The organism is Salinicoccus halodurans, from assembly GCF_900114445.1.
Taxonomy (GTDB): Bacteria; Bacillota; Bacilli; order Staphylococcales; family Salinicoccaceae; genus Salinicoccus; species Salinicoccus halodurans.
In genome coordinates this window covers 1-21,966 of the sequence record NZ_FOTB01000001.1, presented here as the reverse complement: position 1 = coordinate 21,966, position 21,966 = coordinate 1, and the positions used below count along the sequence as shown (strand labels likewise).

Annotated in this window: 21 protein-coding genes, 3 pseudogenes and 1 riboswitch; of the genes and pseudogenes, 7 read left to right on the top strand and 17 right to left on the bottom strand. The window is 40.5% G+C overall.

Annotated features, from left to right (window positions below; genetic code table 11):
• Positions 1-141: 141 nt before the first annotated feature.
• From BM271_RS00120 to BM271_RS00100, 5 genes are all read right to left on the bottom strand, one after another.
• Entirely contained in the window at positions 142-882 is a 741-nt protein-coding gene (locus tag BM271_RS00120) for a tyrosine-protein phosphatase (RefSeq protein WP_046789630.1), read from the bottom strand.
• Between the two features lie 212 nt (positions 883-1,094).
• Positions 1,095-1,763 (bottom strand): hypothetical protein, encoded by a 669-nt coding sequence (locus BM271_RS00115; RefSeq protein ID WP_046789629.1) that lies wholly within the window; start codon positions 1,761-1,763, stop codon positions 1,095-1,097.
• Between the two features lie 91 nt (positions 1,764-1,854).
• On the bottom strand, positions 1,855-3,066 hold the full coding sequence (locus BM271_RS00110; protein WP_046789628.1) for a Bcr/CflA family efflux MFS transporter: 1,212 nt from the start codon (positions 3,064-3,066) through the stop codon (positions 1,855-1,857).
• A 228-nt stretch (positions 3,067-3,294) separates the two neighbouring features.
• Positions 3,295-3,411 (bottom strand): hypothetical protein, encoded by a 117-nt coding sequence (locus tag BM271_RS14635; protein ID WP_082103647.1) that lies wholly within the window; start codon positions 3,409-3,411, stop codon positions 3,295-3,297.
• Positions 3,363-3,731 (bottom strand): hypothetical protein, encoded by a 369-nt coding sequence (locus BM271_RS00100; protein WP_052749827.1) that lies wholly within the window; start codon positions 3,729-3,731, stop codon positions 3,363-3,365. The genes BM271_RS14635 and BM271_RS00100 overlap by 49 nt, the downstream gene beginning before the upstream one ends.
• Positions 3,732-3,963: 232 nt before the next feature.
• Here BM271_RS00100 and BM271_RS00095 point away from each other — a divergent pair, with 232 nt between their 5' ends.
• Positions 3,964-4,158 carry a hypothetical protein gene (locus BM271_RS00095; RefSeq protein ID WP_046789627.1) on the top strand — a complete coding sequence of 65 codons (195 nt, stop codon included), beginning with the start codon at positions 3,964-3,966 and terminating at the stop codon, positions 4,156-4,158.
• 190 nt (positions 4,159-4,348) lie between these two features.
• Here BM271_RS00095 and BM271_RS00090 read toward each other — a convergent pair whose 3' ends face one another.
• Positions 4,349-4,930 carry a hypothetical protein gene (locus tag BM271_RS00090; protein WP_234960344.1) on the bottom strand — a complete coding sequence of 194 codons (582 nt, stop codon included), beginning with the start codon at positions 4,928-4,930 and terminating at the stop codon, positions 4,349-4,351.
• Between the two features lie 32 nt (positions 4,931-4,962).
• Positions 4,963-5,697 carry an MBL fold metallo-hydrolase gene (locus BM271_RS00085; RefSeq protein WP_046789625.1) on the bottom strand — a complete coding sequence of 245 codons (735 nt, stop codon included), beginning with the start codon at positions 5,695-5,697 and terminating at the stop codon, positions 4,963-4,965.
• 134 nt (positions 5,698-5,831) lie between these two features.
• Between BM271_RS00085 and BM271_RS00080 the strand changes: the two genes are divergently transcribed.
• Both BM271_RS00080 and BM271_RS00075 read left to right on the top strand, forming a co-directional pair.
• The gene (locus tag BM271_RS00080) at positions 5,832-6,314 is read left to right on the top strand and encodes a pyrimidine dimer DNA glycosylase/endonuclease V (RefSeq protein WP_046789624.1); all 483 of its coding nucleotides are present in this window, start codon (positions 5,832-5,834) and stop codon (positions 6,312-6,314) included.
• A 78-nt stretch (positions 6,315-6,392) separates the two neighbouring features.
• On the top strand, positions 6,393-7,340 hold the full coding sequence (locus BM271_RS00075) for a flagellar basal body-associated FliL family protein (protein WP_052749826.1): 948 nt from the start codon (positions 6,393-6,395) through the stop codon (positions 7,338-7,340).
• Between the two features lie 75 nt (positions 7,341-7,415).
• Here the strand turns inward: BM271_RS00075 and BM271_RS00070 are convergent.
• From BM271_RS00070 to BM271_RS00050, 5 genes and pseudogenes are all read right to left on the bottom strand, one after another.
• Positions 7,416-8,724: pseudogene (locus tag BM271_RS00070) on the bottom strand (LLM class flavin-dependent oxidoreductase).
• A gap of 78 nt (positions 8,725-8,802) precedes the next feature.
• Positions 8,803-9,553 (bottom strand): annotated as a pseudogene (locus tag BM271_RS00065) (3-oxoacyl-ACP reductase).
• 151 nt (positions 9,554-9,704) lie between these two features.
• Positions 9,705-9,807, bottom strand: a riboswitch (TPP riboswitch).
• A 130-nt stretch (positions 9,808-9,937) separates the two neighbouring features.
• The gene (gene bioB, locus BM271_RS00060) at positions 9,938-10,978 is read right to left on the bottom strand and encodes a biotin synthase BioB (protein WP_200795306.1); all 1,041 of its coding nucleotides are present in this window, start codon (positions 10,976-10,978) and stop codon (positions 9,938-9,940) included.
• Positions 10,979-11,170: 192 nt separating this feature from the next.
• Complete coding sequence (locus tag BM271_RS14610; protein WP_046789622.1) at positions 11,171-11,779, bottom strand: sodium:solute symporter family transporter; 609 nt, start codon at positions 11,777-11,779, stop codon at positions 11,171-11,173.
• A gap of 135 nt (positions 11,780-11,914) precedes the next feature.
• Positions 11,915-12,295 (bottom strand): hypothetical protein, encoded by a 381-nt coding sequence (locus tag BM271_RS00050; protein ID WP_052749825.1) that lies wholly within the window; start codon positions 12,293-12,295, stop codon positions 11,915-11,917.
• A gap of 129 nt (positions 12,296-12,424) precedes the next feature.
• On the opposite strand from BM271_RS00050, the gene BM271_RS00045 reads away from it, so the two are divergent.
• Positions 12,425-13,525, top strand: coding sequence for a glycosyltransferase family 4 protein (locus BM271_RS00045; RefSeq protein ID WP_046789621.1), 1,101 nt, complete (start codon positions 12,425-12,427; stop codon positions 13,523-13,525).
• A 116-nt stretch (positions 13,526-13,641) separates the two neighbouring features.
• On the opposite strand, the gene BM271_RS00040 is transcribed toward BM271_RS00045, so the two are convergent.
• Positions 13,642-14,805 (bottom strand): ATP-grasp domain-containing protein, encoded by a 1,164-nt coding sequence (locus BM271_RS00040; RefSeq protein WP_046789620.1) that lies wholly within the window; start codon positions 14,803-14,805, stop codon positions 13,642-13,644.
• 185 nt (positions 14,806-14,990) lie between these two features.
• Between BM271_RS00040 and BM271_RS00035 the strand changes: the two genes are divergently transcribed.
• Complete coding sequence (locus tag BM271_RS00035; RefSeq protein ID WP_046789619.1) at positions 14,991-15,422, top strand: GNAT family N-acetyltransferase; 432 nt, start codon at positions 14,991-14,993, stop codon at positions 15,420-15,422.
• Positions 15,423-15,439: 17 nt separating this feature from the next.
• Entirely contained in the window at positions 15,440-16,624 is a 1,185-nt protein-coding gene (locus BM271_RS00030) for a hypothetical protein (protein WP_046789618.1), read from the top strand.
• 48 nt (positions 16,625-16,672) lie between these two features.
• Here the strand turns inward: BM271_RS00030 and BM271_RS00025 are convergent, their stop codons facing one another.
• The 4 genes from BM271_RS00025 to BM271_RS00010 form a co-directional block, all read right to left on the bottom strand.
• On the bottom strand, positions 16,673-17,827 hold the full coding sequence (locus BM271_RS00025) for a hypothetical protein (RefSeq protein ID WP_052749824.1): 1,155 nt from the start codon (positions 17,825-17,827) through the stop codon (positions 16,673-16,675).
• 79 nt (positions 17,828-17,906) lie between these two features.
• The gene (locus BM271_RS00020) at positions 17,907-18,332 is read right to left on the bottom strand and encodes a putative periplasmic lipoprotein (RefSeq protein ID WP_046789617.1); all 426 of its coding nucleotides are present in this window, start codon (positions 18,330-18,332) and stop codon (positions 17,907-17,909) included.
• Between the two features lie 70 nt (positions 18,333-18,402).
• Positions 18,403-19,386: an accessory Sec system protein Asp2 gene (locus tag BM271_RS00015; RefSeq protein WP_046789616.1), complete on the bottom strand. Its 984-nt coding sequence runs from the start codon at positions 19,384-19,386 to the stop codon at positions 18,403-18,405.
• A gap of 17 nt (positions 19,387-19,403) precedes the next feature.
• Positions 19,404-20,990 (bottom strand): heparinase II/III family protein, encoded by a 1,587-nt coding sequence (locus BM271_RS00010; protein ID WP_046789615.1) that lies wholly within the window; start codon positions 20,988-20,990, stop codon positions 19,404-19,406.
• Between the two features lie 809 nt (positions 20,991-21,799).
• Here BM271_RS00010 and BM271_RS14135 point away from each other — a divergent pair.
• A pseudogene (locus BM271_RS14135) lies at positions 21,800-21,966 on the top strand (IS256 family transposase); the annotation flags it as partial.

Here is a 21,966-nt window from a genome sequence, read left to right as displayed (position 1 = left end):
TATGGATGCGTAAAACCATTTGCACATCTATAATTTCAATTCGTGGATGTGATAAGCCGCTTGAGCAACATTGATTTCAGTTCATTGTTCCATCCACATAAAAAACCAGACATTCCATATGCCCGGTTCTCTGTAAAAAAACTATCTTATTCTTGCCGTTCCATCCACTAAAACCGGTTCATCTGCGAAAATCTTCTGGGCGTTGTCTTTCAGTCTCTCGGAATATTCCTCTCCCAGTTCTTCATCTATTGTTTCGAACGCTTTCCTCAGCATGAACGGACGCACTTCCGCATGATGTGCGTCACTTGCGACAACGTGAATCAGATTGTTTTTGACCATTTCCAATCCTGTTTCCTGCAGATCTTCTCCGAAGTCACCGGTAATGGAACCTGCTGTTACCTGAGCGAGCGCCCCTTTATTGACCAGTTCGGCCAATTTATCATGATCAGCAGCAATCTCAGCACACCTTTCAGGATGGGCGATGACAGGTGTATATCCGTCTTCAAGCAGTTCATCAATCACTTTATTATAAAACGGCGGCAGCTCGGTAAATGGCATTTCAACAAGGATGTACTGTGAATCGTTGAGGCTGGTGTTGAATCCTCTATTTAGATCAGCAATGATCGTCTCATTAATCCGGATTTCCTGTCCATGATGGACATTGATATCCAGTTCATTATCATCTATGAGTTTCTGAACTTCTTCCAGCTTTTCAAGCACAGTATCTTTAGGCGTCATATAAGATCCTGCATGGTGATGCGGTGTCAGCATAATATTCGTAATCCCCTGATCGATCGCCTGATGCAGCAGATTCAGCACCTCGTCTTCAGAAACAGGCCCATCATCCACGTTCATCAGCAGATGGTTATGAATATCTATCATTAAATTCAGCTCCAAAATTATATTATTACACATCTATATAATAACATTTCATACAATAAAGTTAAGCTAAACGCACTGTTAAGATATTGTAAAGCCCAGGACCGCTATATCGGGTTAACATGGTCAAACTCTCGGTTTGCCATACAATCTAACATATAGGCAATCCAAAACACCGCCACTCGAAAAGTGGCGGTGCCATTAAATTCAATCTGTCATCCATTTTCAAGCAGCTCATATATCTGCTCCCACTCCTGGTTCAGATATTCCCGCATGAGATAGATGGTGCTCAGGATCAGTTCCGTACCTTCGGACTGTTCGAATTCAACATCATATTCTTCCATGAAGCGGTTGATTTCCCCGATGAATGGATCGTATTCCTCATTGTCCAAAATCCCCGACCGGTACACCCTCTCCTTCTCGGCATACAGAAATACCAGGAGCCTGTTGGTGGACAGCGGGAAATCGTCCTGTGAATCATCATATTCCAGGGCGTAGAAGCCGGTGGATAAGGTGCCAGCAATCGATCCATTCTTGATCGAGGACGTCTCTTTGAGAGGGATTTCATATAACTTCTCCCCCACTTTTTCAATGTTACCGAGCTTTTTATTCTCGAATTCATGTATGCCGACGTGAGTCTCCTCAAATGTAATGACATTTATCGTGAGCATGTAGTCGACATCGACCTGCGTAATACTGCTCAAAATATTTTTGCCGCCCGCTTCAAGTGTAATCACCTTAGGCTCATCGGTGAAAGAGTCGACATGACCGCCATATGAGGCGAATCCGTCAATCAGAAACATCGCCCGGCAGCTCTTTCCCGTTTCGATATATAGATTATCTTCTTCTCTACTGAGATCAAGCAATAGTCTTAGATCGTTCATGTGTGCCACCTCTGTCTCTTTATTTTATACCTCTTCCTCCATACCCTCTTTTACAAAACTTCATCTGAATGAAATACATCCGTGTACAAGTCTATTTAATCAATTTGAAAAATGCGATCAGACCGATGGTTGACGTGCTGAACAGAATGACCCCCATCGGTACTGCAGAGGCCTCATTCACACCTGCCAGCGGGGAGAATACAGCACCGAGCAATAAGGGCAGCATACCCAAAACGGCACTGGCGCTCCCCGCCCGGTGACCCTGTTCGGACATGCCTAGGGTAAACGTACTGGTGATTGTCATCCCCATCGTCGTCATATAGATGAAGATCAGTATCACAATGGTCGCCAGCGGGCCTTCTATAATCGTCATGATAAGCAGAATAAAAGTTGCGCTGACCGCAATGATGACAGCAGTCTTGAGCAGCTTTTTTTCATGGATGACACCGCCCAGACGTCCGATGAGGAAACTGCCGATAATGATGGCGATGCCATTTATTCCGAACAGTATGCTGAAAGCCTGGGGTGACACACCGTAAATCCCCTGGTAGATGAAAGGCGTGCCGGACACATATGCAAAGCTTCCGCCGTGGACGAATCCGACGAGAACTGCGTAGCCGATGAATGAGCGGTCTGTAATAAGTCCGCCCATTGTGCGGAGTGTGGCAGCTCCTGAACTTGGTATCCGCTGCGCGGGAGGCAGCGTCTCCCTGAGGCTCACGGCAACAATGATCACGATCATGATTCCCAGGACAGCCAAAAACAGGAATATGGTATGCCAGCTGGCAAACGGCAGCAGTAATATGGCGCCGCCCGCTATCGGTGCAGCCATCGGTGCAACGGCATTGATGACCATCAGGAGAGAGAAGAACTTTGACAGTTCCCTCCCGCTGAACACATCGCGCACCACCGCCCGGGAGAGCACGACGCCGGCTGACGCTGTGAACCCCTGCAGGAATCTTGCGGCAATCAGCACATAGATGTTCGGCGCCACCGCACAGAGCAATGATGACACTACAAACAGCGAAGTGGCTATTAATAAAGGCCGCTTCCGCCCCTGTGCATCACTGAGCGGCCCGATGACGACCTGCCCGAATGCGAGACCGAGCAGACAGGCAGTCAGACTAACCTGTACAAGTGATGGACTGGTTCCCAAGTCCCGCGCAATGCCCGGAAAACTCGGCAGATACATATCAATATTGAGCGGTCCCATGATGGCAAGCAGCCCGAGGAGTAAAGCAAGACCCATCCGCTTCTTTCCGGTGGGGTTATGTAGTGTATAGTCATTATTTTGTTTGTTCATTGTATCGCCTCCGAATCAATTCTATGATACGGGGCAGTTTAGCACAATAAAGAAGTTTATCTGTAAAATAAAATGTGGGTATTGTTGATTTCTGCGTTTGCCACATTTCACCAATAAAAAATACTTCAACGGACCCCATTTGGTCTTATTGAAGTATTCCTCTGTTACTTTCAATTGTTTTTTCAATATCTCTTTCCATCTTCCCACCCATCTCTCCGGCAGGACCTTCTATTTCTCTCCAACTCGGTATCGGATAAGAGATTTGACTCCTTCTTTAGAATCTCGGGATAAGATTTTCAAAATATAGGGGAAGTGGGGCTGTCTGTTGGGGGAATTAAAATACATATTAAAATTATCCTGTTATCCTGGTATTCTTCTGCATAACCAATCAATTCTTCAGTCAGTAAATCCAGTGCTTCTGATTCCGTTTCACCATTTTCCACTAAATCAAATCCGGATAAAGAGGCAGTTTTTGACCCATCATCTTCAGTATATAGGTCAACTTCCAGCGAAAAAGACTCTAATATCGATTCCAGGTGATCCGTGTTCAAAGCAGCCCTCTCATCTCTGTTCCACTTTACAAAACGAGGCCCCGAATGAATGACGTCATCATTGAAACTACTCCATTTCTTTCTCACATCTGCAGCATCCAAAGTTTTTTGCATAAGGGTCCCTCCTCTCATATTCGCTATATGGTATTCTTTTTGCCTATCCTTCGAATATTCATTTATTCATTTTTTGCGAATAAAAATTCCGAGGTCTTCAGCAGCAACACCACCCACTCAATTACCCTTGACAGCATCGGAAGGAAACAGATATTGTAAATTTCCATTCACGTCTAAAACGTTGTATCATAAATACTGTATAAATCATTAAAATCAAAGTGAGGTGGTCGCAATGAAGACAGCCAAATTATCGGACATACGCAAAAGAAATGCACAAAGAAGATCCCAGGCCATGCGGGCGGCCAGACGTGTCAACCCTAACTTCGCACCCGGAATGCGTACATTCGACAGACACCGGAAAAATGCGCACAAACAACAGATCCTTGAAGAAATGCAGAAGAGAGAATATGAGCTCCAGCGCAGATGATGCCAGGGCTTATATCCGAACTAAAAGAAACAAGAGGGATATCCTTGAGATTCGGTATTACACCAGCTTCCCTTTGACAATTCATATATGATTCCAGTTCTGGTTCAGATATCCCACATTAAGTAGACGGTGCTCGACACCATTTCGGGCTCTTCGGAATGTTCGAACACCACATCTCTTTTTCTGTATTTTATAATTCCACAGGATTTCTTTTCACCAAATTATTATTAAGGTCATCAATATACTTCGGTTTCTCACTCAAAGTTAGGATTTCTTCCAATAACCGTCGATACAGTAAATTCTCCTCTGTTTTTAGCCGCAAAATTTTCACTTCTATTTTCATTCCTTCATCGAATAAATTTGAAAAAGATTTATAGCGGGCCGGTGCCCCTTCTATTTTCTGTTTTTCAACTTTACTGAAATGTCTTTTCAACCTGCTAAATACAGATTTTCTACTTTCACCTATATAAAATAACTTCTTTTCTCCGCCTTTTAAATTCGTATTATAGACGTAAATCATGTAAATACCTCTTATACATCCATGACGTTTGACTCCATATCGCTTTTTCATTTCTTCACGTAATTTTGTTAAATTTGCTGCTCTAGTTCCATCTACATTTATAATACTGACTTCGAATGCAGCTACTTCAACTGATTCCCACACATTCTGTATCTTTCCTGTTAATCCAGTCAGCATATCTTCGATAGGAGGTTTTTGATTGTCTGTAATCATTTGTTCATCTCCAAATACAGTAATTAATTTTTTATTCAATCATAATGTAAAATATTGAAGCTTGAGATTCACTATACCTCTATCACCATACCCGCTTCCGCCAGCACCGCTTCACCGGCACCCGATTTACGGAATGATGCCGCCAGATCTTCAAGATTGCCGTAGTGCGGCAGATGGGAAAGCACGACCTTGCGCGCTCCGGACTTCTCCGACAGGATACCGACATCTTCAGCGTTCATGTGCCCTATCCTTTCACCCTCCTCATCTTCGTACAGACTGCATTCGGTAATCAGCAGATCCGCACCTTCGGCAAACTTCGCGAGACTCTTCCTGTAGTTCGTATCCGCCGTATACACCAGGCACTTTCCGGCATCATCCGTGATCCTCATCGCATAAGTCTCGACCGAATGCGCATTCCTGTGGAATTCGATGCTGAACGGTCCGACCTTGAAGCTGCTGTTTGCGTTATACGGATGGAATGTATTGTGCTTCACTTTATCCACCTGACGTTTGATCTCGTCATCCGCCGGACCATATATGTTGAGGTCTTTATTCACCCGGCCGAGCTGCGTATTGATCATCCTCGAGAACAGGAATGACCCGAGGTCGCATGAATGGTCATAATGATAATGCGAGATGAACACATGGTGCAAATCGTTCAGATCGATATAATTCTGCACATGCGCCGCCACCCCGCTGCCGGCGTCCAGCAGGATCCGGAATCCGTCCTTCTCCACCAGATAGCCGGAAGTCGGCTCATTCTTCTTCGGAAAACCGCCCCACATCCCTACGACTGTACACTTCATCTAATCCGCTCCTTTTCCGTTTACTAATCAGTACCCTTATTTTGTGGAATAAACGTCATATTTCCTTTTGAAAGACAATCTGTTGTTGATGAATTTTCATTCCTATAGAATGGAGTCAACGAGGAGGAACGCCCATGCAGATATTCAGAGTCTCGCCCGATCATGACGAAAGCGCCCGGTTTCTCGATAACAGACGCCTGTCCAAACAGGTGCTGGAACTGTACCAGATCATCCGGGTCAATCTGAGCCTGATTGGCATGCTTGATACGAATACACGATACCGGCATCATCCGATAGTGAAGCATGTGTATAACGATGGCTTTCCATATATTACAGATACTGCCCGGTTGCTTTTCGCTTGTGACCAGGAACACCAGCGCCGCGGCGGCAAGCGGAGTGCCGCCTTCAGGGAGGATTTGGATGCATTGAAGGAATTGATTGAATCGCGCTCTGGTGAAGACATATGGAGCCATGATCCGTTGCCGCCCTTCTATGCCTACGGGGATGCCCGAATCTACGGGACAGAAGCTTACGCAGGCTACAGGAGACTTTTATTTGAAAAGTGGCAGAAGGACCGGATTGCCCCGAGGTGCGGAATTAAATATACGGATAGTTAAGTTCAGATGAATAATCTCATTTTCCCATTTTGATCTTATTAAATATCTCATTAGCGAATAGATTACGGAGGGGATTTCTTGGATAAAATAATAGGTGTAATCATTGTATTGTTGTTGCTTGCAGGCGGTTTATACTTCTTCATTTCCTCATCCGACAGCGGTGAGGACTCAACGAGTGAAACTGCAGGAGTTGAGGAGAATGATTCAACGGATTCTGAAGCGGAGGACCCCACTGAGGAAGAGACAACGGAAGAAGTGACAGAGCAGCAGGAAGAGGAATCATCCGAAGAAAGTACTGAAGAAACTTCAGGTGAAGGTGAAGGTGAAAATGAAAATGCAGATCAGGAATCAGCAGCAGAAGAAAGCACTACTGAGGCATCCACTGAGGAACCGACTGAAGAAAATGGCGCAACTGATGATGAGTCCAGTGCCGATACCAACGACTACACTGCAGCCGAACAATGCATCATGTCACAGCTGACAGAATGTGACGGTGTTTCAACCTCCGCACAATTCCAGGCATACAAAGACCTGGTTGCAGACGGCACACTGCCACAGGCGCCGGGAAGTGGCTGCCTCCCCTGTGCAGTAAAGTATTCATTCGAAAAAAAATATGGTGAATCACGGGATATAGAAGCACAACCGAGTGAAGAGCCAGCAGAAGACGAATCATATACAGGCAGTCCGGAATCCCTTGTCTCGACATATCTTTTCTCATTGCCTGAATACTATAACGGAGCAAACGACAGGACATTAGATTATCTCCTGCCTGATTCAAATACATACAATAAGCTGACAGCGAATAAGGCGTCCGGCGATTTCAGAGACCATATGACCTACTCCACATATATCGAAACAGTCGAGCAGATGTCAGAAACAAGGTACAGCGTCTATGCATACAGGGAGTACTCCCATGAAAATTCAGGCGGTGTCTATGAAGCATATGTCAGATACAATGTGGTTCAGCAGAACGGCCAATACTATATTGAAGACTACAACGAAATCCAGAACGTTCCGGTCCAGTGATACTAAACAGCCGGGTTGCTTTAAAAGTGGCCTGGTTTTCATTAAAATCCTTCCCTGCCGTTTTAAAGTGCGGTGTCATGGCAACCCTAAATGTTCACGCAAAGTATCACCTTCATACTCTGTCCTGAATAAGCCCCTTTTTTGCAGTTCAGGTACAACGAGCCCGACAAAATCTTCCAGGCTGCCGGGGAGTTCAGGCGGCATAAGGTTAAATCCGTCAGCCACACCGGCATCATACCACTCCTGCATCTGATTCACGATCTCTTCAGGCGTGCCGATCAGTGTGAAGTGGCCTCCCCCTGCATTGAGATACCCCAGCAGATTCCTTACAGTAGGCTGTGTAGCGTTGATGATTTCAAGTATTGTTTCATAACGGCCGACAGGGCCGCTAAAGGTCTCGACCGGAGGCAGCTTGGGTACCGGTTCGTCCAGTTCCCAATTTGAGCAGTCCTGCTGCAGTAAGAAACCCAATTGTTTCAAAGCTGTTTCAACGGGGAGTTTCTCATCCAATGCTGTCTTTTTGGCCAGGGCTTCCCCATGAGTACGTGCAACGAATGTGATCAGGCCCGGGAATACTTTGATATGTCTGTCACTCATTCCGCTCCGCCTGATTCTATCGTCCAATTTTTCACGGAACCTTCGGGCCTGCTTTAAATTCCAGGAAACAGAATAGACGGCCTCAGCATATTTCACGGCTAATGAAATACCTTGTCCGGATGCCCCTGCCTGCATTGATACAGGCTTGCCCTGCGGACTTTTCGGCGTAGTGGATGGCCCGCGCACTTTAAAATACTCACCCTCGTGATGAAAGGGCTGGATGTTTGAAGCATCTATCAGCTTTCTTTCGTCCCGCTGATGCAGAAACTCGCGACTGTCCCACGAAAGAAACAGCTTGTCCATCAGAGCAGCGAATTCATCTGCCTTTTCGTACCGTCTATCATGGGAAGGCAGATTTTCCATACTATGATTTAATGCTTCTGCATCATTCATTGACGTCACAAGATTCCAGCCCACACGACCGCCAGTCATATGGTCCAGGCTTAAAAGCTGACGGGAAGCTGTGAAAGGATTGGAAAAAGTGCTTGAAATCGTTGAAACTAAACCTACATGACGGGTCACTTGGGAAATGGCGGTCAGATTGACTATAGGGGCAAACCAAAACGCCGGCATATCACTGGCACTTTTACCCTGGAATGACTGGCTGTCGGCAAAGAACACCGCATCAAAGCAGCCTTTCTCCGCCAACCTGGCCAGATACTGGTAATAGGAAACATTCCCCAATGCGCTCAATGCTGGAATCCGGCATCAGCCAGGCTGCCTGATGATGCCCGCACCCATACAGTAAAACACCTAGATGCAATTTCTGTTCTTTGGCCTCTGTCATCTATCTACACCTCAATATATTGTTTATGATTATCCCTCACTGCTCTTCCTGAATAGTCAGCCACGGCAATCCAGCCGGTCAGTTCATTGTCAGACCGCCATCCACAGTAATATTCTGACCTGTAATACCGCTCGCATCTTCCGAAGCCAGATGGACGACCATATTGACCACATCCTAAGGGGTCGTAACCCTCCGCAACGGCGTTGAGCGGGCAATGAGATCGAACACTTCCGGTGTCGTAACAGCGCTGGCATCCGTCTCCTTCAATAATCCGCGTGAAACTACATTCGCTTTTATGCCGTACGCACCGAGTTCAGAAGCAATATTATGTGTGAAGCGACCAGTCCGGCCTTGGCAGTCGTGTATTCATGATAGGGTACGACGGGATTCTGATATAAATTAGTGCCGATACTTATAATGTCTCCGCTCTGTCTGCTGATGAATTGCGGCATGACACTCTGAACAACATTGAACGCCGCTTTTAACGTATCGTCCAACTGTTTCTGATAATTATCCCAGGTGAGTTCTGTGAAGGCCTTTTGTTCGTCCGGATTAAATTTGAAGCCCACCAGGGCATTGTTGACGACGACATCAATTTGACCGAAATATTCCGTCCCCTTAGCTATGAGCCCTCTGCTGCCTCCCGGTCTGTAACATCTGCCTGGATTGCAACAGTATTCTCCCGGCCAATCTCATGAACAAGCTTTTCAGCAGCTTCTTCACTTTTGTAGTAGTTGATGACCACCCGGAATCCTTTTTCGGCCAATGTCTTTGCGACAACTGCTCCCAGACCCCTGCTGCTGCCCGTTACCAATACTGTTCTACTCATCATAACAATTCCTATGTCTCTGATTTTGATGACACTCGAATAAAAAGCGCCAGAGAATATAAAAAACGCAGCCTTCCCCAAGGAAAGCTGCGTATAAACAAATAAACAAATAGTTACATATTAAGAACAGGGTATCACCATTCTTCGAGTATGTATCAATGCCGCACTTTCCTACGCTGGTTTTAGCTAGTTCAGGTTCAAAGGGTCCGGGCTTTGCCCATCTCAGCCTGCAATCGGCTCCCCCAGCGATATTTTATTGTCTCTTCTCCCGAGACATTATCATAATGCCGGGAGCGTTACAAATAAGTGCCTTGAATGACGGCCGGCCTTTCACGGATTAAACCGCTGGATGATATATCCCCGGTATGTTTTCGACCCGAAACGTTAAATCGGCCTGCCACTGCCCACATAGTCAATTTCAAACCCCAGATCCTTCAGCATCTGGTGATCTTTCGTCCCTTCCTGCCCGGCTGTGGTCAGATAGTCCCCGATAAAGATGGAGTTTGCTGCATACAGGCCAAGCGGCTGCAGACTGCGCAGGTTCACTTCCCTTCCCCCTGAAATGCGGATCTCCTTAGTTGGATTGATGAAGCGGAAAAGACTCAGTACTTTCAAACAATACACCGGGGTCAATTCATCAGTCCCTGCGAGCAGGGTCCCCTCCATCGCATGAAGGAAGTTCACAGGTATGGAATCGGCATCCAATTCTTTCAGTGCCAAAGCCATCTGTATGACATCCTGCTTCGTCTCCTTCATCCCAACAATCACGCCGGAGCACGGCGAGATGCCTGCTTCTTTCACTTTCCCGACTGTTCCAACACGGTCCTGATAGCTGTGGCTAGTTGTAATCGCATCGTGATGGTTCTCTGATGTGTTGATATTGTGATTGTAACGATCGACACCGGCTTCCATGAGCTGCTCTGCCTGACCAGGTTTGAGTATTCCCAGACAGGCACATATTTTCAAATCATACTTTTCCTTTATCTCTTTGACGGCACTCGTGACCTGGTGCAATTCACGGGCGGTTGGACCCCGGCCGCTGGCAACGATGCAGTAAGTGCCTGACTGCAGCTGGTATGCTCTTTCAGCCCCTTCTACAATTTCATCTTTTTGCATCATCCGATACTTCTCGATAGGGTTGGTAGAATCCCTTGATTGAGCACAGTATCCACAATTTTCCTGACATGCCCCGGATTTCGTATTGATTATCATATTCAATTTGACTTTATTTCCATAATAATGCTTCCGGATTATGTACGCACTGTTCAGCAGCTCCAGAATTTCTTCATCCGGACATTCCAGAATCTGCATCGCTTCTTCATTTGCAATTTCATACCCTTTTATCACTTCGTCTGCTAATGCTTTAAAGTCCAATGCTATACGCCCCTTGTCCAGGGAATATTCTCCCCGATTATTGTCAACCATATAATTATTAAGGTTAACAATAAGACCGTGGACTGTCAATGATCATGTGAAAAAGGATGCGCAGCCCATCCTGTGATATGCATTGCACGCTAACCCTTTCACCTTTGTGCCTAAATGCAGACTTAAAAACAAATGCACCCCCTGAAAGCAGTTTATATTTCAGCCGCCTGCTTCAGGAAGTGCACATCATATTCAGGACCGGGGAGCCCCCTGGTCGCCGCTTCTGCTGCCATATACGATTTTTCCGTTCACGATCGTCATCTCGACCAGATCATCCGTCAGCTCTACATCATATCCAAGCGGATTGTCATTCAATACGACAAAGTCTGCATATTTGCCCGCTTCCACACTGCCCTCTTCTCCCTCCGTGCCATTCAGACGTGCTGCGTCCAGTGTCATTTTCCTGTAGGCTTCGAGGCGTGTCAGCTTCTGGTGCGCGCCGAGCACATCGCCACCGCGTGTCTTCCGCTCCACTGCAAACCGGATGGATGCCAGTGTAAACAGCTTCTGCCGCCTGAGCGGTTTGGCGAACAGAATCACCAGCAGCAGACTGAAGAAATACGCCACAAGCGCAAATTTGAAATATCCCGAGAATCCGACCGTGAATCCAAGCCCCATCCAGCCGATGAACACAGCCGCACCCGCATTCGTGCTGATGATCGTCCCAGTGATTTTCCAGAAACCCGTACTCCAGGAACTGATCATATAGTCCTCATAAGTCTTGATCTTAAAATAGTAATACGCCGCGACACCAAGCATCGCGCCAAAGTATAAGACGAAGTATGCTATGTACCAGTACATCAAATTGTCCCTTTCCTCTTGGGTATGGTCTTTATTACACCCATATTTCAGGTCTGATATAAACAGAGGATACAGAAAACTTATATGCGCAATAAAAACCGCAGGACCCGAATACGGATCCCGCGGCTGTTTATCTTACTTTTCTACGAGTTCTATCGCATCTTTGTTGTACTGGTTGAAGCTCACTTTGATGCCGTCCGCCTCTTCGATAGAATCAATGGTCAACGGAAGATCCTCTCCATACAATTTCGTTTCAATGAACTCATCCCCATTGAAGTAGGAAACATAGCTGGAACGGTTGATTTCATAGTCAGTGTTTGGATCATAAGGTATCAGCTCAGAAGTCACCATTTCCGCGTCTTCCACTTCATCACCGTTGTAACCTACCCAGCTGCCTTCAGTCGCACTACCTGCATCAATGAGATTATCGGCATTACCGCTTCCGCCTGAGCCACATGCGGCAAGGATAGTAACGGATAAAACAGTTATCATAAAGAGTTTGAAAAAGTTGTTCATGTTGGCCTCCAACTGATTATTATTTTAGTCTGTTTGAACTTTCATGATACCACATATCCATTTGGTTTTATTTAAAATATATTAACTGTATAATTTACACAAACCAATCAATCATTCGAGGTGATTCTAATGAATCTGCTTTATATCGTCAACTTCCATGCGCCAATGGGCGGTCTTCATGAAAACGTCTACGCTTCAGCTCTATATATGAAAAAGCAAGGTTGTACCGTTTATGTCGTATTGAAACCAGGACGTCTGCAGGAAAGGATGGAAAGCAAAGGAATTCACACGATTACCACTGATTTCTCCGATGCAAATGCTGCCATGGAAAACATTGAAAATACCGGCGTTGCATTCGACCTGGTACACTTCCATCCCGGACCTTCCAAATATTCTGCACTCAAATACTCCAGCAAATACAAAGTCCCTCTGATAGAGACTTATCACGGCATATGGATGGATGATCTCGAAGACCATATAGGCCAGCTTGATGCCATCATCACAGTATCGGAAGGAATCAAGAATCATCTGCAAAGACAGATCGATCGGCATCACGAAAAATATTATGTAATGCCAAATGGCTATGACAGTAATTTATTTGACCAGCCGCAATATTACCAAGAAAAATCCAATGAGATAACTATCGGCTTTGTCACACGCCTCGATAACGACAAGGAGTTCATCATAGACATATTACTGCTCGCAGTGAACCACATCAAAACCAAAACAAACGTGAGGGTTAATATACACATGATCGGCGACGGAACTCACAGGGAAGAATTTATGGAACTCTGCCAGAATATGCTTAAAAACACAGAACATACAATCCAATTCAAAGGCTGGCTGGTCGACGAGGAATTAAAAGACGCCTATCTGGGCTGTGACATCATCATAGCCCCCGGCAGATCAGCCATAGAAGGAATGGGCTGCGGTAAGCCTGTTATTGCAGTAGGCAGTAAGAAGTATACCGGTCTGATCACACAGACCAATTGGCAGTCAGGCGTTCACAGTAACTTCGGAGGGGCCGGAAAAAGATTTATAGATTACGAAATCGGCAACATTGAAAATGACCTGGATTACCTGCTTGATGAAAAGGAAAACATAAATAAGCTGGGCAGATTCGGTCACGCAATCGCCAAGCAGTTCTTTAACGCTGATTGTATCAATGAGAATTTATTTAACTTTTATAAAATAATCATTCTAAGTAAAAATCATAACAGGGGCATATAACCCCTTGTAAGAATTATATTCTATATAAATTTTTCTGTGTGACATCAGCTTAATAAAACTGCAAATAGAAACTCCTTCGCAGCTTTATTATTTTTTAAAATATTGTTGTTATTATTTTAAATATCTTTTCTTTGGTAATCAATTTCATTTCTCAACTTCATAAATTTAAGCATATCTCTTATATACTCTTCATTGTTTTTAATATCATATGGATCTTTTGGAGGGTTAATGAATTGATCCATTGCAACTACAGATTCTATATAAGTCTTGAAAGGATTTTCAAGCTTGCCATAAGTAGGATAGGTCGCTAAATTTATGGCAGGATATGAATTGATTTCTAATACAACAGGTTCTTCATCTTCGAATGATTTCATCATTATATCCAATCCGGCTGTATATAGCCCAGGCATTGCTGCCAGAGCTTTGAGTATCGTTTCTTTTATCTTCTCTGATACTAAGTCAGTGATATCCATCAGTTCTCCACCAAGAGAGAAATTGGATACAGAAACTAGAAGAACATATTCACCATATTCAGGTATGTCATCCAGATCCAGTTTATTTGAACGCAGATATGATTTTATTCTTTCACTTTTTTCTATTGGGGCTTTTGAAAGATGACTATGTTTTTTTCGCTCTTTATTTTTCAAATCAATCAATTGGCTGAGTGTACTTCGTCCATCGCCAACTATATAAGGAGGGATACGGAGTACAATTGAATGAAGACGTCCCTGGATTACTGTGGCACGTGCTTCAAACCCAGGAATATATTCCTGTACTAAAATCTCTCTTCCTTTACCTTTTGCCTGACTTGCATAGCTCCAGGCATTATAAAATTCCTCTTTACTTACATCCACAACTACTCCCTTACCTAGACTGGCATTGGAAGGCTTTACTACTACATTATCCCTGACAAGTTCAAATGTTTCTTTATATGCTTTGTCTATTTCTGTTTGATGATATGTTTTAGAAAAAGGAGTTCTGATTCCTCGATTTTCTAAATGTTGCTCTGTTTTAACTTTATCCATACCAAGTCTGATTCCCGACTTACTATTTGTAGGATAAACATTTTGTGAAATAGTAAGGATTTTGGATTTGTCTTTGCGAAGTATATCTATGAATTTTTTATTATTTTCATCTACTCTTGCTTCATAATTGAACTGGGAATTTCGAAGATACTTTAATTGGATACCTCGTGTACCAATATTAATGGTTCTGGGATATTCAGTTTTACTCTGGAATTTTACAGTGGAGAAAATGTACTCTAAATCTTTGCTATTCATTACTAACACCTCTATTTTTTATGTTTCACTATCAGGATTATACATATTTCATATTAAAATTTCAGGTTGTCTATGCATATTTTAAAATTGTATAGTATGATTAATAGTGCATTCAATATATTTAACCCACGGACTTCATTTAACCTATAGTGACCTGTAGAATAAATCAATTATGGAGGCACAGCATGTGGCAGACAAAAAAGTTCAATGAACTATCGCTCAGTGAGATAGAACAAATATTCAGGTTGAGACAATCTATTTTCATAATAGAACAGCAAAGTTATTTTGCAGATATTGATGGCAAAGATACAGAAGCTATACATATATTTAATAAAGAAAACAATATAATCTGGGCTTATTGTAGAATATTGATCTATGACGAAAAAGTAATACTTGGAAGAGTCACAGTACATAGTGATAAGAGAGGAAATGGAAATGGGAGAGAATTATTGAATACGGCTTTAAAGTATCTAAAAGAAAACTATCCGGATAAATTTGTTCAGATTGTAGCAATGAGCTATTTGAAAGATTTCTATAAATCATATGGATTTAAGTCAATTTCCGAAGTATATATAATGGATGACCATCCCCATGAAGATATGATATTAAAGCATTAATTTACGAGGTGAAACAATTGAACGAAAAAATACTAGCGGAATTCTTTGAAAAAACCAAAGAAGATGAATCACTTGAATACCCCAAAGATATTGAAATTGATCTGTTGAACGTTGCTGAAGATGAACTGAAAAGATTAGAGATACCATTTGAGAGAGTCACGAATAAAAAAAATACCCTGCGGCTTTATAACACTTCAAACAGCCCATTAAGATATGTAAAAGGTTTTTATCCGAATAACACCAATCTCGGTAAGCTCATATGCAAAGATAAATTTCTGACACAAAGATTTTTAGATTATGCAAAAATCAAAACTCCTATTGGAAAAATGTTCAAACCGAACGACTTAAGTAAAGCAAAAGAGTTTGTAAGAAAATCTCCAGAGAAAAAATTTGTATTAAAACCTGTCAGCATGAGTATGTCTCTCGGCACATTTTTAGGTGTTAACAGTGAAAACCTGGAAAAATGCTGGAACGAGTCTTTCCAGGTTCAAAAGAAGTATAAAGTTGATGTACCACGTGTGCTTATTCAAGAACAAATTGAAGGGCTTGAAATAAGGATAATAGTTGTAGAGGGAGAAGTTGGCACTGCAATATTCAGAGGTCCTGGCAATGTAGTTGGCGATGGCATACATACCATTGAAGAATTGATAAATGAAAAAAATTCAGAACGAAAAAAACACAATTATTTGAACAGGAATCTTTTAAAAATTAATGATAACTTATTAAATAACCTATCCAATAGAGGACTGACACTTGATAGTGTACTGCCGGAAGGCGAATATTGTGTACTATATTCTCAATCAAATATTGCTACTGGCCGGGAAGTCTTCGAAGTCAGCAAGTATCTAAATCCGCATATTTTCGAACAGGTTCTCGATGCTGTTACTGCAATCCCAGGAGTACATACAGCTGGCGTTGATATATTCATAGAAAATCTGGACGCAAAAGAAGGCACCATCATTGAGGTGAATTTAAATCCTGCTTTCCAACTCCATTATTACCCTATGATTGGAAAACCTTCCACCCCTCTCTATGATGTATTCAAGTATAATAAAATAGACCGGAAAATTTTGAATGATGATTTGAATTTTGATAGTTTAACCCAAGAAGAATTTGAACTGGTAATAGAAAGGTTCAAATTCTTATATAATAAACAAAAAAAGCTTTCTAACGCTTTCAATTCATTCCTGAAATTATACTAAATGCAAAGACCCACTGAAACCATTGATGGAATTCAGGGGGTCTTATTTTTACTTCTGCATTAGTAAGTTTGTTAGTTTACTGTGATATATTTCCTTGTAATTATTAAACTTGGTTATATCTCTATAAATTCTTCGCTCTCGTTGATCAAGCCCCAGCCCGGCTTTCAGTTTATATTTGACCAGCATATTTTCCATTAAATTTTTATAAGGTGTTCTTATCTCTCCATAATATGGCATGTAATGTACCTTATGATTGGCGTTCGTATTTATTTCAATTATATAACCAATGTCTGCTTTAAGGTTTTCGGTTAAAATATCTACTCCCGCCGTGTAAAGACCAGGAACTGCTGCTACAGACTTTAATGCAAGATTTATCAAATTTTCTCCTACCATTTTTGTTATATCCACACTTTCAGCACCAGCAGCAAGATTTCCTAAATCACTGAGTAATATAACTTCATCCTTATCTAATATGGAATCGAGGTCTTTTTTCTGAGATCTGATTTTTTCTATTAATACCTCATCCATGTCATATAAAAATCTTTGAAAATACAAAGATTTTTGCCTTTGCTCATTTTTTCTTGCTATTAATTCACGCACAGTACTATTTCCATCCCCTACTACATGGGGCTGAACTCTCCATAGTGCGCAAGCAAACTGTCCTTCTACTATGCATATTCTAATATCAAATCCATCTATATAATTTTGCAAAATAAAAGAAGGCTCTTCAACCTTTCTGTTCCTTTGAATTTCTAGTGACCTATTCCATGACTCTCCTATGTTTTCTCTATCAACATTGAAGATGATCCCTTTCCCAGATCCTAAACTAATCGGTTTGAGTACAAATTTGTTATGAACACTTTCATCTATAAAAATTTTCGCTTCTTTCAATTGTTCATGGGTAAAGTAACTTGAGTTCAAAGTTGGTAAATCAGCCCATTCCAATAATTTTTCAGTTTCAAACTTATTTTTACAAATTCGATATGCTGTTTTACCAGTCGAGCCAGGTAATAATCCGTTAATAGATCCAAAAACTTTATCTACATGATAAAACTCAGTGATTTTCCCTGATACTTTTGTTTTCTTACGTAATTCTTTTGCTGCATGCCCTATAAAATTATTGACCACATTTTCTTCCACAGTATAGCAATTGGGTTTTTCTTCATTTAATTGAATAATCATATCTAATTTACTTTGATTCATACTATTCAGCCCTTTAATATCTGTGTTCAAAAAAAGGTATGCTCAGGATATGCATACCTTTTCAAGAGTTTCAGAATGGTTATTCTTCAGTTAATACAAAATCAATCAGTTTATTCTTTTTCATGCTGATTCTAATTTTATTTGCTTCTTCTACTGATTCCAAAGTGATTTCGGGAGCTCCTTCAGAATACAGTAATGACTCAATGACTTCATCATCTTTTAAGTACGTTACATAACTGGTTTTATTCATAGTATATGTTTTAGATGAATCATAGTGAATAGGTTCAGTCAAAACCATATCATCGCCATTGGAGATCGCTCCAGACTGACCAATCCATTTCCCTTCAACAACTTCTTCTGTATTAACTAAATTACTATCTGTGCTTTGACTTTCTTCATTACTGTTATCAGAACTATCATTCTCAGCCGAATTTGCTTTTTCCTGGTTATCACCACATGCTGCTAAAAGAAACACAATTAAAAATAAAGATAAAAATCTTTTCATTAAGTCAGCTCCCTATTATTTGATAATTTAATTATACATAACTTTTTCTTTTTCTGTATTTTAAAATATATTACTGTTCCAATTCACTGAGCTTTTGTACAGTCTGCTTAAAAAATGGAGGAAAGTATGTCGCAAGTCCTGAATGTGTTTCATAATCATTCATATGCAGCGTAATGTTTGTAATTTTATTTTTAGCAGCCAGTTCCATAAATGGTTCGATATGATCTTTAAAATGCGGTTCCCAATAGCCTACGTGTATATGAATATCCACACTTTTATTAACAGTATTCTCTAACAAAGCTGGTAATATCTCATTAGCAGCATTTATATTATCTTCATTGATCTCACCGAACATTGAATTGAAGATATTTTTTCCCACAGATTGTTCATCATGCCCTTTTGATAAGTAGTTACCCAATAAAATTTGAGGACCGCCAGCTATTACATGCCCAGCTCCCAACTTATAGGCATAATATAATGCTGCAAATCCACCTTTACTTGATCCTGCAAAAATAACATCTTCCATAGATAAATTAACTTCATCAAGAACTTTCTCAACTAGTCTTACTACAGAGTTCTCAACATCGAAATTAGTATTATAGTTCAAATAATAGGAAGTTTTTGTGAGTCTCTCCTCCCCATATACATCCTTTATATATAGTTTGTGCATATTTTCGTCCTTAAGCAACCCCACATAATTATATGTTGGATTTTTATTAATTGCCTGGAATACAACCAATAGTTTTTTGCTTTTTGGTTTTTTATATAATAAATATTTTAAACCACTGGCACCCATTCTTTCAGGATACAGTCTTTTATAGTCAGTAATATCCGACCATCTTATTTCACCGGATTTTTCATCTTTCCGTCTCACTTGGAATTTAAAACGATAATTCCAATGTGATTTGAGTACTTTAGAATCGAAAGAGAAAGTGCTTCTTTCATCTATAGGTTGTCTCAAAACAAAAGATTCTGTTTCCTTATCACGAATTACCAACCTGCTATATTCATTTATATTATAATCTTCAAAGGGGTTAAAAAGTATTTTCACCATATTCAGCATCTCCTTTCTTAGATGATAACTTCATGAGATCTGTCATCAAATACATATTTAAGAGAGCCATTAAGAAAAGTGACATCTTTTAAGAAATCAAAATTTTCTTTTGGTAAAATTGCAGTTACGAAAGTGGAGTTTTGTAATGTCTGCTTGATTAGAATTCTATGATTTGTCTCGTATTTTCCAAATTGCCTCGATACATACCCCTTGTTGATTTCTGTCATCAATTTGGAATCATATCTCTCAAATGTTTTCAAAATATATTGTTTATCATTTAATGTGATTTCATAAGTTAATTTATCAATTTCTTTTACTTCAGCATTTTCGTTCAAATTAAAGTTTTGATAAAATAGACCTTTTTCCTTTGAAACGACTCGATCTACTACAAAATAAATATCATTACTGGTCAATATATTATGTCTTGTCATAAATGCATTTTCATACATTTTATTTATTCCTGAAATCAACTTATAATTTTTCTTTCTGACATACTTAGTGATTTTCATACCATCTTGCTCTCTAACAGGGTTTGTTAATTTATAATTTTCATGAGCGATACATACAGTGTTATGCCCTCGTGGAGAGACCAGATGCTGTCTTACTTTGTCTTTTGCATCATAACTATATTTACCTGAATCAACCAATAGTTCCTCCCCTTTTAAATATAGGGTTACACCTAAATCATCATTGTGCTTATGGGTCTTTTTGTGATATCCGCTTTTAAAAGTGAGCATGGAACTTTCAACTTCATTTTCTTCATTCTTGCTATTCAAAATTGCTATTCCAGCATCATAATCTACAAAATCTGAATAATTTTTCTTTATTTTAGGATCATGGATTGAACCCGTATCCCCAATCATTGGATAATATTGATTAGGTTGAATGATATGATTCTTATACTCTATAGCAAGCTTAATAATTTCGCTCTCATCTTTACCGATAGTTAGTTTCAACTCTTTAACCACTTTATCTATTTTTCTAAACAACGCTAGAACAAGACGATGATATTCGGGTGAATTCTCAAGATGTACACCTCTTCGGGTAAAATCTCTCAGAAGTGCATAGCGGACCCTATAGATAGCTTTATCTGTATAAAATCGTTTCAACCGTTTATCTGTGACATATTTACTGGCATGTAGGAGACCATAGTCCATCATTAAACCGTGATTGTTAAATTTATAATATTTTTCATTATATAAATATTCACAATGGTCAATGATGATTTTGCTGAACGTTTCATCATCAATTTTAAATTCCCCTGCCCCTTCTTGAAATTCAATAATGTTAGAAACTCGAGAAGACACCGGATGCTCCTTCCAAGCATAGTTATTATTTTTAGTATGATCTTTACCATACCAATCAATAATAATTTCCCTTGCATCCTTTAAGAGTTTTGGGTTATTATCCGCTTTATGAACTTTAAGCAAATCAGTAACTATACCTAAGCTATGAAGATATGTTTGGTATGTATTCGCATTTTTATTATGTTGATAGTTCCAATCGATGCCCTTTGAAATATCAATTGGATCGAATCCTTTACGCACCACTAATCGATTTTTCAGAAAATCTTCTACTTTTTCACGTTCTTTTTCTAATTTCATTTGTTACTCCTTGAATTACTTAATATATACTTTATAAGAAATCTTTTCACTTAATTTCCAACTGTTAAGCATCAAAATAATTATATCATTTTAAAAAACTCTAATTATTACACAATTCTCCAAAAACCTTAAATTTTTATACCCATTCTATAATTCTTCATTTATTAAAATAAACTAGACAGCTTGTCTACATCCATGTAATTCATAAATACTTCCAAAGTGTCCGATAGTCCAGTGACTTCCAAGGATATGGTTCCATTTGACGACAGGTTAAGCAATAAATGGCGGGTCCACTTTTTTCAATCTTGCTAATGATATGATAAAGACTACTCTATTATCATACCATAATGCAGGTTTGGTTAGATAAATGATTCATTTTCAGTAAACGATAATGAGCTTCTTTAGTCTAACAATCACAATAAGTCCAGAGCTCGATATAAACACGTGACCACCTCTAATTTGTTTATCCTTGACGACTATGTAATATGGCTCATAAATCTTATAATCCTTTAACTGTTGCTTAAAATAATTTTAATCTACGTGTTACGTGTATTAAATAGATTTAAACCTCTATCTTGGTAAACTTATTAAGTATATTTAATCATATCTTAACACTTGTAAATATTCCTTCAAAAAATCAATATTAAAAATACCATATATGAAAAAATATATATCACTTCTAATTAAAGCTAAAATCCTTATAAGAGAGGGCTTAAAATAGTTTGTGTAAATGAATAAATAGAAAAAGGGCGTCCTTTTCTTGTAAGATTAAGTTACCATACCAAATCCAAGAAAAGAGGACGACCCCTATGGATCATTTTACATCAGATATTATTCAAGCTCTAGTAAAAAAAGACGATGTCACAGAAACCTTCCGCAGCCACCTGGAAACGGCGGTGAATACATTACTGAAAACCGAATTGACTGCATTCCTGGACTACGAGAAGTATGACCGTGTGGGCTTCAATTCCGGGAA

Excerpts from the sequence above, each read along its gene's own strand:
- BM271_RS00050 (WP_052749825.1), bottom strand. The coding sequence starts at position 12,295 with ATGAACAACTTTTTCAAACTCTTTATGATAACTGTTTTATCCGTTACT.
- BM271_RS00025 (WP_052749824.1), bottom strand. The coding sequence starts at position 17,827 with ATGAATCAAAGTAAATTAGATATGATTATTCAATTAAATGAAGAAAAA.
- BM271_RS00045 (WP_046789621.1), top strand. The coding sequence starts at position 12,425 with ATGAATCTGCTTTATATCGTCAACTTCCATGCGCCAATGGGCGGTCTT.
- BM271_RS00010 (WP_046789615.1), bottom strand. The coding sequence starts at position 20,990 with ATGAAATTAGAAAAAGAACGTGAAAAAGTAGAAGATTTTCTGAAAAAT.
- BM271_RS00035 (WP_046789619.1), top strand. The coding sequence starts at position 14,991 with ATGTGGCAGACAAAAAAGTTCAATGAACTATCGCTCAGTGAGATAGAA.
- BM271_RS00110 (WP_046789628.1), bottom strand. The coding sequence starts at position 3,066 with ATGAACAAACAAAATAATGACTATACACTACATAACCCCACCGGAAAG.
- BM271_RS00020 (WP_046789617.1), bottom strand. The coding sequence starts at position 18,332 with ATGAAAAGATTTTTATCTTTATTTTTAATTGTGTTTCTTTTAGCAGCA.
- BM271_RS00080 (WP_046789624.1), top strand. The coding sequence starts at position 5,832 with ATGCAGATATTCAGAGTCTCGCCCGATCATGACGAAAGCGCCCGGTTT.
- BM271_RS00095 (WP_046789627.1), top strand. The coding sequence starts at position 3,964 with ATGAAGACAGCCAAATTATCGGACATACGCAAAAGAAATGCACAAAGA.
- bioB (WP_200795306.1), bottom strand. The coding sequence starts at position 10,978 with ATGGTTGACAATAATCGGGGAGAATATTCCCTGGACAAGGGGCGTATA.
- BM271_RS00100 (WP_052749827.1), bottom strand. The coding sequence starts at position 3,731 with ATGCAAAAAACTTTGGATGCTGCAGATGTGAGAAAGAAATGGAGTAGT.
- BM271_RS00015 (WP_046789616.1), bottom strand. The coding sequence starts at position 19,386 with ATGGTGAAAATACTTTTTAACCCCTTTGAAGATTATAATATAAATGAA.
- BM271_RS14610 (WP_046789622.1), bottom strand. The coding sequence starts at position 11,779 with ATGTACTGGTACATAGCATACTTCGTCTTATACTTTGGCGCGATGCTT.
- BM271_RS00115 (WP_046789629.1), bottom strand. The coding sequence starts at position 1,763 with ATGAACGATCTAAGACTATTGCTTGATCTCAGTAGAGAAGAAGATAAT.
- BM271_RS00085 (WP_046789625.1), bottom strand. The coding sequence starts at position 5,697 with ATGAAGTGTACAGTCGTAGGGATGTGGGGCGGTTTTCCGAAGAAGAAT.
- BM271_RS00120 (WP_046789630.1), bottom strand. The coding sequence starts at position 882 with ATGATAGATATTCATAACCATCTGCTGATGAACGTGGATGATGGGCCT.
- BM271_RS00040 (WP_046789620.1), bottom strand. The coding sequence starts at position 14,805 with ATGAATAGCAAAGATTTAGAGTACATTTTCTCCACTGTAAAATTCCAG.
- BM271_RS14635 (WP_082103647.1), bottom strand. The coding sequence starts at position 3,411 with ATGTATTTTAATTCCCCCAACAGACAGCCCCACTTCCCCTATATTTTG.